Here is a 12,355-nt window from a genome sequence, read left to right as displayed (position 1 = left end):
ATCATGCAGAGCCCGATTTTCGCCTACAACGACCAGCAGACCCAGGAAGCCTGGAGCCTGCAGAACAAGCACATGCTCCGCGTCGCCCTGGGGGGCCACGACGACATCCTCGCCCGCAAGGGCACGATGGTCGCCTACCAGGGCCTCGTCGAGTTCGACGCCGAGTACCAGAGCAACAACCAGTCACGCGCGCGTGCGCACACCGGTGAGGGCCTGGACCTGATGCGCTGCCACGGGCAGGGCACGGTGTTCTTCGCCAACCTCGCCCAGTGCGTCCACGTGGTCGACGTCGACCAGGACGGTCTCACCGTCGACAGCAGCTACGTGCTGGCGATGGACTCGTCCCTGCACCACGAGGTCATCGCCGTGGACAGCCTCTACGGCATCTCCGGCTCGGGGAAGTACCAGCTCAACATCACGGGCCGCGGCAAGGTCGCTCTGATGACCTCGGGTGTGCCCCTGTTCATGCAGGTGACGCCCGACAGGTACGTCAACTGCGACGCCGACGCGATCGTCGCCTGGTCCACCGGCCTGCGGGTGCAGATGCAGGCCCAGACGCACTCCTCCGGGGTGTGGCGGCGCCGAGGCAACACCGGCGAGGGCTGGGAGCTGAGCTTCATGGGCAGCGGCTTCGCGCTCGTCCAGCCCAGCGAGCTGCTGCCGCCGCAGAACGCCCAGGTCGGCTCCGGTGTCGCGGCCCAGTACGGCATGGGCCAGCAGGGGGCGCGAGGGCAGAACCAGGGCAACGTCTGGAGCTGAGCGCGCGCGACGCGTCCGGTAAGGGGTGATCGCTAAGGCGGTCACCCCTTACGGCTGTGGCGGGCGCTCGTTCCCGTACCCCCTTGGGCCCCGCACCGCTCAGATCCGCGCGAGCGTCGCCTCCAGCAGACGTACCACCGAGTCGTCGGCGACATCCGCGACCTCCGCGTACGGGAACCATCGCAGGTCGAGGGACTCGTCGCTGATCGCCTCCACGGCCCCGGCCGGGGCCACCGCCGCGTACTGGACGTCGAGGTGCCATGCGCAGGGCGTGTGGTGCCGGTCCAGCCGCACCGGGCCGCCGGGCGCCAGGGTCAGGCCGTCGATGCCCGACTCCTCGGTGGCCTCGCGCAGGGCCGCCCGCGCCAGCGTCGCGTCGACGGGTTCGCAGTGGCCGCCCATCTGGAGCCACATCCGCAGCTTCTTGTGCAGGGTCAGCAGGACCCGCCCGCGCGAGGGGTCGATCACCAGGGCGCTCGCCGTGATGTGCCCGTCCCCGCAGGCCTTCCACACGCCGTCCGGGTGGGCGGCCAGATGGTCCAGGTAGACCTGACGCAGCTCGTCCTGGCCCTGGTGGTCCTTCAGGACCAGGACCGCGTCGTCGTGGAGACTCACTCGGTGTCGTCGCCCTTCCCGTCGGCCTCGTCCCGGCCCTTCTCGTCCTGGCCCGGCGCGTCCTTCTTCTTCAGGTCGGGCTTGCCGGCCGCCTCGCCGAGCATCTTGTCCAGCTCGGAGAAGTCGAGCTGCTCACGGTGGACGAAGCCGTCCGGGTCGTTCAGGTCGTCGGCGGTCGGCAGCATGTCCGGGTGGGCCCACAGGCCGTCCCGGCCGTCGACACCGTGCGCGTCCGTGAGGGAGGCCCACAGGCGGGACGCGTCCCGCAGCCGGCGCGGGCGCAGCTCCAGACCGATCAGCGTGGCGAAGGTCTGCTCCGCCGGGCCGCCCGAGGCGCGACGGCGGCGCAGCGTCTCGCGCAGCGCGTCGGCCGAGGACAGCCGGGGCTTGGCGGCGGCGTGCACCACCGCGTCCACCCAGCCCTCGACGAGCGCCAGGGCCGTCTCCAGCCGGGCCAGGGCGGCCTTCTGCTCCGGCGTGTCCTCCGGCTGGAACATGCCCTGCTGGAGCGCCTCCTGCAGCTGCTCGGGGTTCTGCGGGTCGAACTGGCCGACCACGTCCTCCAGCTTGGCCGTGTCGACCTTGATGCCGCGGGCGTACCCGTCGACGGCGCCGAACAGGTGCGAGCGCAGCCACGGCACGTGCGCGAAGAGGCGCTGGTGGGCGGCCTCGCGCAGGGCGAGATACAGCCGCACCTCCTCCTGGGGCACGCCGAGGTCCTGGCCGAAGGCCTCGATGTTGGCCGGCAGCAGCGCGGCCTTGCCGGCCGGGCCGAGGGGCAGGCCCACGTCGGTCGAGCCGACGACCTCGCCGGCGAGCACGCCGACGGCCTGACCGATCTGCGTGCCGAACATGGCGCCGCCCATGGACCGCATCATGCCGATCAGCGGGCCGGCCATGGCCTGCATCTCCTCCGGCAGCACGTCGCCCATGGCGTTGCCGACGCGCTCGGCGACCGGGTCGACCAGCTCGCGCCAGGCCGGCAGGGTCGCCTCGACCCACTCCGCACGGCTCCAGGCCACCGCGGTGCCCGCACCGGACGGCAGGGCCGTCGCGTCGTCCAGCCACAGGTCGGCCAGGCGCACGGCCTCCTGGACTGCATTGCGTTCGGCGGGACCGACGCTGGCGTCCTTGCGGCCGTCCGGTGTGCCCTGGGAGACCGTCTGGCGGGCGATCTGCTTGGCCATGTCCCAGTTCACCGGGCCGCCCTCGTAGGAGAGCATCTGGCCCAGCTGCTGGAAGGCGGCGCCCAGGTCGTTGGGGTTCATGGAACCGAACATGGCAGCGAACGGGTTGTCCGCACCGGGGCCACCCAGGCCACCGGCTCCGGGCGTCCCGAATCCGAACGGGTTGGCCGGTCCCTGACCACCGCCGCTCTGCTGGTCCTTCTTCTTGCCCTCGTCGCCGTCGTCCGGCTCCTCCGGCGGAAGGCCGAATCCGAATGGGGTGTCACTCACGGGGTTCCTCGGCTGGTAGGGCCGCCGGTTCTTTCCGGCGGCACGGCTGCCCGACTTCACCACCCAGCGTAGACACCCGGGGCGGTTCGGGCCTCGGTGCTTCGCCGACTGACGGCCTGCGGCAGGATGGATGCCACCTGGTACGCACGCGTCGCTCGCGCTCGTACTGAAGACAACCGCTGGAGACGCCCGGTGAGTTCCCCAGATCCGCAGGTTCGCGCAGCGCGAAACCAGTCAACCAGTTCCCCCCGCCCCGGCGCGCGCGGACCCGTGGTCGCGGTCACCGGTGCCGCCTCCGGGGTCGGGGCGCTGCTCACCGCGCGGCTGGCCGCGTCCGACGAGGTCAGACAGGTCGTGGCCATCGACGAGCGACGCGGTGAGTGCGAGGCGGCGCGGTGGCAGATCCTGGACGTACGGGACCCCGCCATCGCGGAGAAACTCCGTGGTGCGGACGTCGTGGTGCACCTGGCGCTCGACCTCGATCTGGAGACCGACGCGGCCGCCCGGACGGCTTACAACGTCCGGGGGACGCAGACCGTCCTGACCGCCGCCGCGGCGGCCGGCGTGCATCGCGTCGTGCTCTGCACCTCCGCGATGGTCTACGGCGCCCTCCCGGACAACGAGCTGCCGCTGTCGGAGGACGCCGAGCTGCGCGCCACGGCCGAGGCCACGGGCGTCGGGGACCTGCTGGAGATCGAACGGCTGGCCCGGCGCGCCCCGCGGGCACACCCCGGACTCAACGTGACCGTCGTCCGGCCCGCGGTGCTGGTCGGAGGCATGGACACCGCGCTGACCAGGTACTTCGAGTCGCCCCGACTCCTTGTGGTGGCCGGTTCGCGGCCGGCCTGGCAGTTCTGCCACGTCGACGACCTGTGCAGCGCCCTGGAGTACGCCGTCCTGGAGAAGGCCGAGGGCGAGCTGGCCGTGGGGTGCGACGGCTGGCTGGAGCAGGAGGAGGTCGAGGAGCTGAGCGGCATCCGGCGCATGGAGCTGCCGTCCGCGGTCGCCCTCGGCGCGGCGGCCCGGCTGCACCGGATCGGACTGACGCCCTCCCCGGCCGGTGACCTGGCGTACACGATGTACCCCTGGGTGGTGAGCGGCAGCCGGCTGCACGACGCCGGGTGGCGGCCGAAGTACACCAACGAGGAGGTGCTCTCGGAGCTGCTGGACGAGGTCGCCGGACGGCACACGGTCGCGGGGCGGCGCCTCGGCCGCAAGGACGCGACGGCCGCGGGAGCCGCGGGAGCGACGGTGGCGCTGCTGGGCGCGGCGGCGGTGGTACGGCGGGCCCGCAAGGCCCGGCGCCGCATCTGACCTCCCCGTCCGTCGCGCGGGCGCCGCATCTGACGTCCCCGGCCCCGCGCGGGCATCGCATCCGACGTCTTCGGCCCCGCGCGGTGGATCGCCCCCTGTAGGACGCTCCAACGCGGTACGCGCGCGTGCCGGGCGATCACGCTATTCCGCGCCGTCCGCGACGTGCGGCACGATGGTCGTATGGCAACCAACGACCACCCCGGTGAGCTGGCCGCAGCGGACCCCGTCAAGCTGATCGGCGTTCGGGAGACCCCCCTGTCCGTGGACGAGGTCTTCCGGGCCGTCGGGGACGACGCGGCCGGCGGGACCGCACTGTTCGTGGGGACCGTCCGCAACCACGACGGGGGCACCGACGTCGACCGGCTCGGGTACTCGTGCCACCCCAGCGCCGAGGCCGAGATGCGCCGCATCGCCGAGAAGGTCGTCGCGGAGTACCCCGTACGGGCGCTCGCGGCCGTCCACCGCGTGGGGGACCTGGAGGTCGGGGACCTCGCCGTGGTCGTCGCCGTCTCCTGCCCGCACCGGGGTGAGGCCTTCGACGCCTGCCGGAAGCTGATCGACGACCTGAAGCACGAGGTGCCGATCTGGAAGCACCAGACGTTCTCCGACGGCACCGAGGAGTGGGTGGGCGCCTGCTGAGGGGCGCCGCCGACCCCCGCTTCGCCCTCGCCGCCGACCCCCTCTTGGCCCTGCCGCTCACCCCTCTTGGCTCCGGTTGCGTAACCCGCCCCCCGGCGTGAGCGTTGTCACTGCGGATGGTTAATCTGCTGATCAGTCAGTTGCGGACGTTCATGGGGCTGGGAGGTCGGGCATGGCAGCGCTTGCCTGGTTGCTGATTCCGCTTGTGGCCGCCGTCGGCGCCGGGCTGTGGGGCAGTTGGGCCAACCGGACCCGCAAGGCCCGCAGCGACGGCCCCGAACTGGACGGGTACGCCCGGTTCCGCGAGGCCATGGAGAAGCCCCGCACCGGTGCCTGACGGGACCCGCCCTGACGGTGTTCCGACAGCCGCGTCCCGTACTGTCGTGCCATGCCACGCCGCACTGCGACGATGCTCGCCTCCACCCTGATGCTGATCGCGATCCTGTGCGCGGGTGTGTTCATCCCCGTGCCCTACTCGGAGATGTCACCCGGGCCGACGGTGAACACCCTCGGGGACCACGACGGCGAGCCGGTGCTGCAGATCTCCGGCCACAAGACCTACGAGGCGAGCGGTCACCTGAACATGACCACCGTCCGGGTCACCAGCGCCGAGTACAAGATGAACCTCGTGGAGGCGGTCTACGGCTGGCTGGCGCACGACAACAGTGTGGTGCCCCACGACACGATCTACCCGGACGGCAAGACCGAGGAAGAGGCCACCCAGGAGAACGCCGAGGAGTTCAGCCAGTCCCAGGAGAGCGCGAAGGTCGCCGCCCTGGAGGCGCTCGACATCCCGGTGAAGTCCTGGGTGGTCGTCTCCACGGTCGTCAAGGACTCCCCGTCGCAGGGCAGGCTGCACGCCGGTGACGTGATCAAGGCCGTGGACGGTACGACGGTCAAGAAGCCCACCGACGTCGCCGAGCTGGTGACCAAGCACAAGCCCGGAGAGGACGTCGTCTTCACGATCGTGCCCGCCGACGAGCAGGCCGACGCGGAGAAGGAGCGCCGGACGCCCACGAAGACGGAGAAGGTCACGATCACCACCGAGACCTCCGACGACAAGGGAGAGAAGCGCGCCATCGTCGGGATCTCCGCCGGGACCGACCACACGTTCCCGTTCTCCGTCGACATCAAGCTGGCCGACGTCGGCGGCCCGAGCGCCGGCCTGATGTTCGCCCTCGGCATCTACGACAAGCTCACCCCGGGCGACCTCACCGGCGGCAGCTTCGTCGCCGGCACCGGGACGATCGACGACACCGGCAAGGTCGGTCCGATCGGCGGCATCAGCATGAAGACCATCGGCGCGCGCGGCAAGGGCGCCCAGTACTTCCTGACGCCCGCCGACAACTGCGCGACCGCCGCCGCGGACGTCCCCGACGGGCTCACCCTCGTGAAGGTGGACACCATCGACGACGCCCTCGGCGCGCTGCGCGACATCCGCTCCGGGAAGACCTCCGACCTGCCCGAGTGCGCGAAGGGGTAGCCGGCGGGCGGCCGCAGGGCGGCCCGGGGGCTACTCGGCGAAGGTCGCCGTCAGCGCCTGGGCCAGACCCGGCACCAGGTCGGAACCGGTGAGCACCTCGGTGGCGGTGTCCTTCTCGCGCAGCCGCAGGGCCGAGTCGCGGGCACCGTCGCGCAGGACCGCGACCGTCATGCGGACCTCCTGACGGTCCGGGTGCTCCGCCACCCACCGAGCCAGCCCCGACTCGTTCAGGCCCTCCGGAACCTGGGCCTCGGCGGACGGCGGCAGCATCAGGCGTTCCACGGCGAGCGCGCAGCCGACCACCGCGTCGGGCCAGGCGATGGTGCCCAGGAACTCGTCGAGCGGCTGGTCCGTTGGAATCTCGTCCTGCTCGATCGGGGTCAGGCCGGAAGTGTCCGGTTCGTCCTGAAGACCGAGCCGGTCCGCGAGTGAGGGCTGATCGGTCCTCAGCCGTGCGGTGTCGACAAGTGCAAAGAGGCGTGCGGGCTGGTCCCAGCCGAGCCCGGAGACGTACTCGTCGATCTCGAGTACGGCCCGGGTGAGGGGGCTCGCAGCCATGGGGGTGTTGGACATGGTCACAATCCTGCCTCGTTACTGGCCCGAATCGGGAACCGAGTAAACGATGAGTAAGTTGCATAAGTGTGGGCCCACGATCACGGGGGCGCACGGGGGGCCCGCGAACCCGAGGGCCTGACGGATCAACAGCGAACTTCGAGGTGCGCACCTTGGCTTTCCAGATGCCGGACCGCGGCGGAGGCCCCCCGTCGGGGCCGCGGATCAGAGTGGGCCGCCCGTCCCGGCGTGTCCGAACCCTGCTGCTGACACTTGGTGTCCTCGCCGTGCTCCTCATGGCGTTCACCATGTTCGCGGGGTTCTGGACGGACTGGCTCTGGTACCGGTCGGTCAACTACTCGTCGGTGTTCACGACGACCCTGTGGACCAAGATCGGGCTCTTCTTCGTCTTCGGCCTGCTGATGGCGCTCGCCGTCGGGTTCAACATCTGGTTGGCCCACCGCCTGCGCCCGCCGCTCAGCGCCATGTCGATGGAGCAGCAGAACCTCGACCGGTACCGGATGGGCATCGCCCCGTACAAGAAGTGGCTGCTGCTCGGCATCACCGCACTGGTCGGCCTGATCGCCGGCGCCTCGGCGTCCGGCCAGTGGCGGACCTGGCTGATGTGGGTCAACGGCGTGCCCTTCGACCAGAAGGACCCCCAGTTCAAACTGGACGTCTCCTTCTACGCCTTCGACCTGCCCTGGTACCGGTTCCTGCTCGGCTTCGGCTTCGCCGCCGTGATCATCTCGGTGATCGCCGCCGCGCTCACCCACTACCTGTACGGCGGGCTCCGCGTCACCAGCCCGGGCGCGCGCGCCACGGCCGCCGCCACCGGGCACCTGTCGGTGCTCCTCGGCGTCTTCGTCGCCTTCAAGGCGGTCGCCTACTGGCTGGACCGGTACGGGCTGGCGGTGAAGTCCAGCGACTTCAAGGCGACCGACAACTGGACCGGCCTCAGGTACGTCGACGCCAACGCCTACCTGCCGGCCAAGACCATCCTGTTCTGCATCGCCGTCATCTGCGCGCTGCTGTTCTTCGCCACCCTGTGGCGGCGCACCTGGCAGCTGCCCGTGATCGGCTTCGGCCTGATGGTCCTCTCCGCCATCCTCATCGGCGGCCTGTACCCGGCCCTGGTCCAGAAGTTCCAGGTCCAGCCGAACGAGCAGGCCAAGGAAGCGCCGTACGTCGAGAAGAACCTGGCGGCCACGCGCGACGCGTACGGGATCGAGGGGACCCAGGTCTCCGAGTACCCGGGCAGGAGCGAGACGAAGGACAAGACCAAGCTCCGGGACGACGTGGACGCCGCCGCGTCCATCCGGATCATGGACCCGAACATCATCTCGCCGACCTTCCAGCAGCTCCAGCAGATGCGTAACTACTACGCGTTCCCGACCAACCTGGACGTCGACCGCTACGCCAAGGACGGCAAGGACCAGGACACGGTCATCGGTCTGCGCGAGCTGAACCTGGCCGGCATCCCGAAGAAGAACTGGATCAACAACCACTTCCGCTACACCCACGGCTACGGCGCGGTCGCGGCCAAGGGCACCCAGGTCGACCCCGAGGGCCGCCCGGTCTTCACCGAGTCCAACCTGCCCTCCGAGGGCGACCTCGGAAAGTACGAGCAGCGGATCTACTACGGCGAGAAGACCACCACCTACTCGATCGTCGGCGGTCCCCAGAAGGAGATCGACTACTCCGACGACACCGGGGAGAAGACCTTCAGCTACAAGGGCGACGGCGGGGTCGACCTGTCCAGCCCGATCAACCGCGCGGCGTACGCCGCGGCGTTCAGCGAGCCGCAGATCCTCTACTCCGGTGCGATCGGCGAGGGTTCGAAGATCCTCTACAACCGCACGCCCAAGGAGCGCGTCGAGGCGGTCGCCCCATGGCTGACCATCGACGGCGACGCCTACCCGGCGGTGGTGGACGGCCGCATCCAGTGGATCGTCGACGCGTACACCACGACGAACGGCTACCCGTACGCCTCCCGTACGACCCTCGGCGACACCACGGCCGACTCGCTGACCGCGGCCAACGACCAGCGCGCGGTGGTGGCCCAGCAGAACCAGGTCAACTACATCCGCAACTCGGTGAAGGCGACCGTCGACGCGTACAGCGGGGACGTCAAGCTCTACCAGTGGGACACCAAGGATCCGGTCCTGAAGACCTGGATGAAGGCGTTCCCGGACACGGTGAAGGACAAGAGCGAGATCTCCGGCGAGCTGATGGCGCATCTGCGCTATCCGCAGGACCTGTTCAAGGTCCAGCGCGAGCTGCTCACGCGCTATCACGTGAAGGACGCCAACACGTTCCTCAGCGGCAGCGAGGTGTGGCAGGTCCCGGACGACCCGACCAACAAGTCGGGGGACGCGGTACCGCCGTACTACCTGAGCATGAAGATGCCCGACCAGAAACAGCAGGCGTTCTCGCTGACGACGACGTTCACGCCCAACGGACGTGACAACCTCAGCGCGTTCATGTCGGTCGACGCCGAGGCGGGCACGAGCGACTACGGCAAGATCAGAATCCTGAAACTGCCGACCAGCACCACCGTCGACGGACCCAAACAGGTGCAGAGCCAGTTCAACTCCGAACAGGACATCGCCGAGTCCATCAGGCTGCTGAGAGGCGGCGACTCGGAGGTCGAGTACGGCAACCTGCTGACCGTCCCGCTCGACGGCGGACTGCTGTACGTCGAGCCGGTCTACGTCCGCGGTGGCGACCTCAAGTACCCCCTGCTCCGCAAGGTGTTGGTGAGCTACGGCGGCAACACGGCCTTCGAGAACACGCTCGACGAAGCCCTCAACAAGGTCTTCGGAGCGCAGGCGGCCGAACCGGAGCCACCGGAGGACACCGGCGAGGACCCCGGCCAGGACACGACGGAGCCACCACCGACGTCCACCAACCCGACGGTCCGGGAAGCGCTCGGTGACGCGCAGGAGGCCTTCGACGCCGGCCAGAAGGCGCTGGAGGAGAAGGACCTGACCGCGTACGCCGAGGCGCAGAAGGACCTGGAGAAGGCGCTGCAGCGCGCCGAGGACGCACAGGCCAAGGCGGACCAGGGCGCCGGGGACAAGAACGGGGACGACAAGGCCAGTCCCAGCGCCTCCCCGAGCAAGGAGGCCGGCGGAGGCTCGGACACCGGCTGACACCCGGTGGCGATGCCGCTGCCGACCGGCGTTCGAGCTGGTCAAAGCCCATCCCGCGCCGTGCTAGGGTTGTGAACACAACGGCGCGGGGTGGAGCAGCTCGGTAGCTCGCTGGGCTCATAACCCAGAGGTCGCAGGTTCAAATCCTGTCCCCGCTACTGAAATCGTGGGCCATGTGCACACGACCTCGAAGGCCCGGATTCCGAAAGGGATCCGGGCCTTTCTGGTGTGCGAACGCATGTGCCGGTGAGCGCGACGGCCGCGCCGCCAGGGGGAGTTGGGCCGATCTGTGTTTGACTTGTCGTCCTGTGGGCATGTCGACAAAACGCTGAAGTGACCTCACTGGCTGCGGTATACCGGATGTACCAAGGTTGCAGGTGGTGCGACGATGAACGTTATGGGGGACATGGCAAATCTGTTCGGGACAGGGCGTTTTGCGCAGCCGTCCGGTCAGGAGGAGGCCACGGACGAGGCTCAGGAGGCCGCCGACGAGGCCGCCGAGGAAGTGCGCCTGCGGCTGGCCGTCGACGGCGGTGACGTCGAGGCGATGAGCATGCTCGGCGCGATGCTGCTGCGCCGGGGCGACTTCGACGGAGCCGAGTCGCAGCTGCGGGCCGCCACGGCGGCCGGTGACCGGGCGGCCGCGAACAATCTCGGCGTGCTGCTGCACCAGCGCGGCTACGCCGACGAGGCCGCGGGCTGGTGGCGGATCGCCGCGGTCGCCGGATCCGCGGCCGCCGCACACGCGCTGGGGCGGCACTTCCGCGAGCGCGGGGACGAGCCCGCCGCCGAGTACTGGCTGTGCCAGTCCGCCGAGCAGGGGCACGTCCTGGGCGCCTACGCCCTCGCCGACCTGCTGGAGCACCGCGGCGACGAGGCCGGAGCCGGGCGCTGGATGCGGGCGGCGGCCGAGCGCGGGCACCGGGAGGCCGCGTACCGGCTGGCGCGGACGCTGGACCGCGGGACCGGGCAGGACCGCGACGACGACGACGCGGCCGACACCGCCGGCGAGGAGGCCGAGCAGTGGTACCGGCAGGCCGCCGCACGCGGTCACCGGCGGGCCGCGCTGCACCTCGGGACGATCCTGGAGAAGCGGGGCGAGCTGAAGGAGGCCGGCCGCTGGTACCTGACGTCCGCCAAGGACGGCGAGGCCCGCGCGGCCTGCGCCCTGGGCTTCCTGCTGCGCGACGCCGGGGACACCGAGAGCGCCGCCGTGTGGTGGCTGCGCGCCGCCCAGGACGGCGACGGCAACGCCGCCAACGCCCTGGGCGCGCTGCACGCCGAGCGCGGCGAGACCCAGACCGCCGAACGCTGGTACCGGGCCGCGATGGACGCCGGGGACGACAACGGGGCGTACAACCTCGGGCTGCTCTGCGCCGAGCAGGGCCGCACCGCGCAGGCCGAGCAGTGGTACCGCCGGGCCGCGTACGCCGGGCACCGGGAGGCGTCCAACGCGCTCGCCATCCTGCTGCTGCGCGGCGGGGACGAGACCGGCGCCGAGCCGTGGTTCTCCAAGGCTGCCGAGGCGGGCAGCGTGGACGCCGCCTTCAACCTCGGGATCCTGCACGCGGGACGGGGCGCGGAGCGGACGGCGCTGCGCTGGTACGAGCGGGCCGCGGCCGCCGGGCACACGGAGGCGGCGCTGCAGGTCGGGATGGCCCGCCTGCGCGCCGGGGACGAGCGCGAGGCGGAGCGGTTCCTGCGATGCGCGGCGGGCGGCGGCAGCGCGGAGGCCGCGTACCGGCTGGCGACGGTGCTGGACGCGCGCCGGCCGCCCGCGCCCGCGCACGAGCTGGGCGAGCCGGCACAGGAGAAGTCCGAGTGCGAGGAGTGGTACGAGCGTGCCGCGTCCCAGAGTCACCGCCGGGCCCAGGTGCGGGTCGGGATGCTCGCGGCCGCACGGGGTGACGTGGTGGAGGCGGCGCGGTGGTACCGGGAGGCGGCCGAGGCCGGGTCCCGCAACGGCGCGTTCAACCTGGGCCTGCTGCTGGCCCGCGAGGGCAGCGAGCCCGAGGCCGTCGTGTGGTGGCGCCGCGCGGCCGACGCCGGGCACGGACGGGCCGCGCTGCGGCTGGCGCTGGTCTGTGCGCGACGGGGAGAGCTGGCGGAGGGGCAGCGCTGGGCGGACCGGGCGGTGTCGCTGGGCCCGGCCGAGGTGGGCGAGCGGGCGGCCCGGCTGCGGGACGCCTTGCGGCAGGAGCTGTCGGCCTAGGGCCGGTCCGAGCGGGACGCCGAGGTGGAAGCGATTTGCTTCTCGTCGTGGGGGTGACGTAATGTTCCATTCATCGACGCGGGGTGGAGCAGCTCGGTAGCTCGCTGGGCTCATAACCCAGAGGTCGCAGGTTCAAATCCTGTCCCCGCTACTGAAGGCCGAGGGCCGG

Annotated in this window: 10 protein-coding genes and 2 tRNA genes; 9 read left to right on the top strand and 3 right to left on the bottom strand. The window is 70.9% G+C overall.

Annotated features, from left to right (window positions below):
- The first annotated feature begins 3 nt into the window (after positions 1-3).
- Positions 4-759, top strand: a complete 756-nt coding sequence (locus ACFC1X_RS37120) for an AIM24 family protein (RefSeq protein WP_376363007.1) — start codon at positions 4-6, stop codon at positions 757-759.
- Between the two features lie 99 nt (positions 760-858).
- Here ACFC1X_RS37120 and ACFC1X_RS37115 read toward each other — a convergent pair whose 3' ends face one another.
- Together ACFC1X_RS37115 and ACFC1X_RS37110 are read right to left on the bottom strand one after the other, a co-directional pair.
- Positions 859-1,374: an NUDIX hydrolase gene (locus tag ACFC1X_RS37115; RefSeq protein WP_376363004.1), complete on the bottom strand. Its 516-nt coding sequence runs from the start codon at positions 1,372-1,374 to the stop codon at positions 859-861.
- Positions 1,371-2,831, bottom strand: coding sequence for a zinc-dependent metalloprotease (locus ACFC1X_RS37110; RefSeq protein ID WP_376363001.1), 1,461 nt, complete (start codon positions 2,829-2,831; stop codon positions 1,371-1,373). The genes ACFC1X_RS37115 and ACFC1X_RS37110 overlap by 4 nt, the downstream gene beginning before the upstream one ends.
- 192 nt (positions 2,832-3,023) lie before the next feature.
- Here ACFC1X_RS37110 and ACFC1X_RS37105 point away from each other — a divergent pair, with 192 nt between their 5' ends.
- The 4 genes from ACFC1X_RS37105 (at position 3,024) to ACFC1X_RS37090 (ending at position 6,267) form a co-directional block, all read left to right on the top strand.
- Positions 3,024-4,145, top strand: a complete 1,122-nt coding sequence (locus tag ACFC1X_RS37105; RefSeq protein ID WP_376362998.1) for an SDR family oxidoreductase — start codon at positions 3,024-3,026, stop codon at positions 4,143-4,145.
- 180 nt (positions 4,146-4,325) lie between these two features.
- Positions 4,326-4,784 carry a molybdenum cofactor biosynthesis protein MoaE gene (locus ACFC1X_RS37100; protein WP_125491918.1) on the top strand — a complete coding sequence of 153 codons (459 nt, stop codon included), beginning with the start codon at positions 4,326-4,328 and terminating at the stop codon, positions 4,782-4,784.
- Positions 4,785-4,956: 172 nt separating this feature from the next.
- Positions 4,957-5,121, top strand: coding sequence for a hypothetical protein (locus tag ACFC1X_RS37095; RefSeq protein ID WP_007444545.1), 165 nt, complete (start codon positions 4,957-4,959; stop codon positions 5,119-5,121).
- Between the two features lie 51 nt (positions 5,122-5,172).
- A complete protein-coding gene (locus ACFC1X_RS37090) occupies positions 5,173-6,267 on the top strand; it encodes a PDZ domain-containing protein (protein ID WP_376362994.1) in 1,095 nt (364 codons plus the stop codon).
- Positions 6,268-6,297: 30 nt separating this feature from the next.
- Here the strand turns inward: ACFC1X_RS37090 and ACFC1X_RS37085 are convergent, their stop codons facing one another.
- Entirely contained in the window at positions 6,298-6,840 is a 543-nt protein-coding gene (locus ACFC1X_RS37085) for a PPA1309 family protein (protein WP_376362991.1), read from the bottom strand.
- Positions 6,841-7,004: 164 nt separating this feature from the next.
- Between ACFC1X_RS37085 and ACFC1X_RS37080 the strand changes: the two genes are divergently transcribed.
- The 4 genes from ACFC1X_RS37080 to ACFC1X_RS37065 all read left to right on the top strand — a co-directional run bounded on the left by ACFC1X_RS37080 (position 7,005) and on the right by ACFC1X_RS37065 (position 12,337).
- Positions 7,005-9,974 (top strand): UPF0182 family protein, encoded by a 2,970-nt coding sequence (locus ACFC1X_RS37080; RefSeq protein ID WP_376363091.1) that lies wholly within the window; start codon positions 7,005-7,007, stop codon positions 9,972-9,974.
- Positions 9,975-10,058: 84 nt separating this feature from the next.
- Positions 10,059-10,132, top strand: a tRNA-Met gene (locus tag ACFC1X_RS37075).
- Positions 10,133-10,371: 239 nt separating this feature from the next.
- The gene (locus tag ACFC1X_RS37070; protein ID WP_376362988.1) at positions 10,372-12,186 is read left to right on the top strand and encodes a tetratricopeptide repeat protein; all 1,815 of its coding nucleotides are present in this window, start codon (positions 10,372-10,374) and stop codon (positions 12,184-12,186) included.
- Between the two features lie 77 nt (positions 12,187-12,263).
- Positions 12,264-12,337 (top strand) — tRNA-Met (locus ACFC1X_RS37065).
- Positions 12,338-12,355: the final 18 nt, after the last annotated feature.

It is taken from the genome of Streptomyces sp. NPDC056128, from assembly GCF_042263835.1.
Classification (GTDB): Bacteria; Actinomycetota; Actinomycetes; order Streptomycetales; family Streptomycetaceae; genus Streptomyces.
The sequence above is the reverse complement of the archived record's forward strand: the minus strand, read 5'-3'. Positions and strand labels throughout refer to the sequence as shown.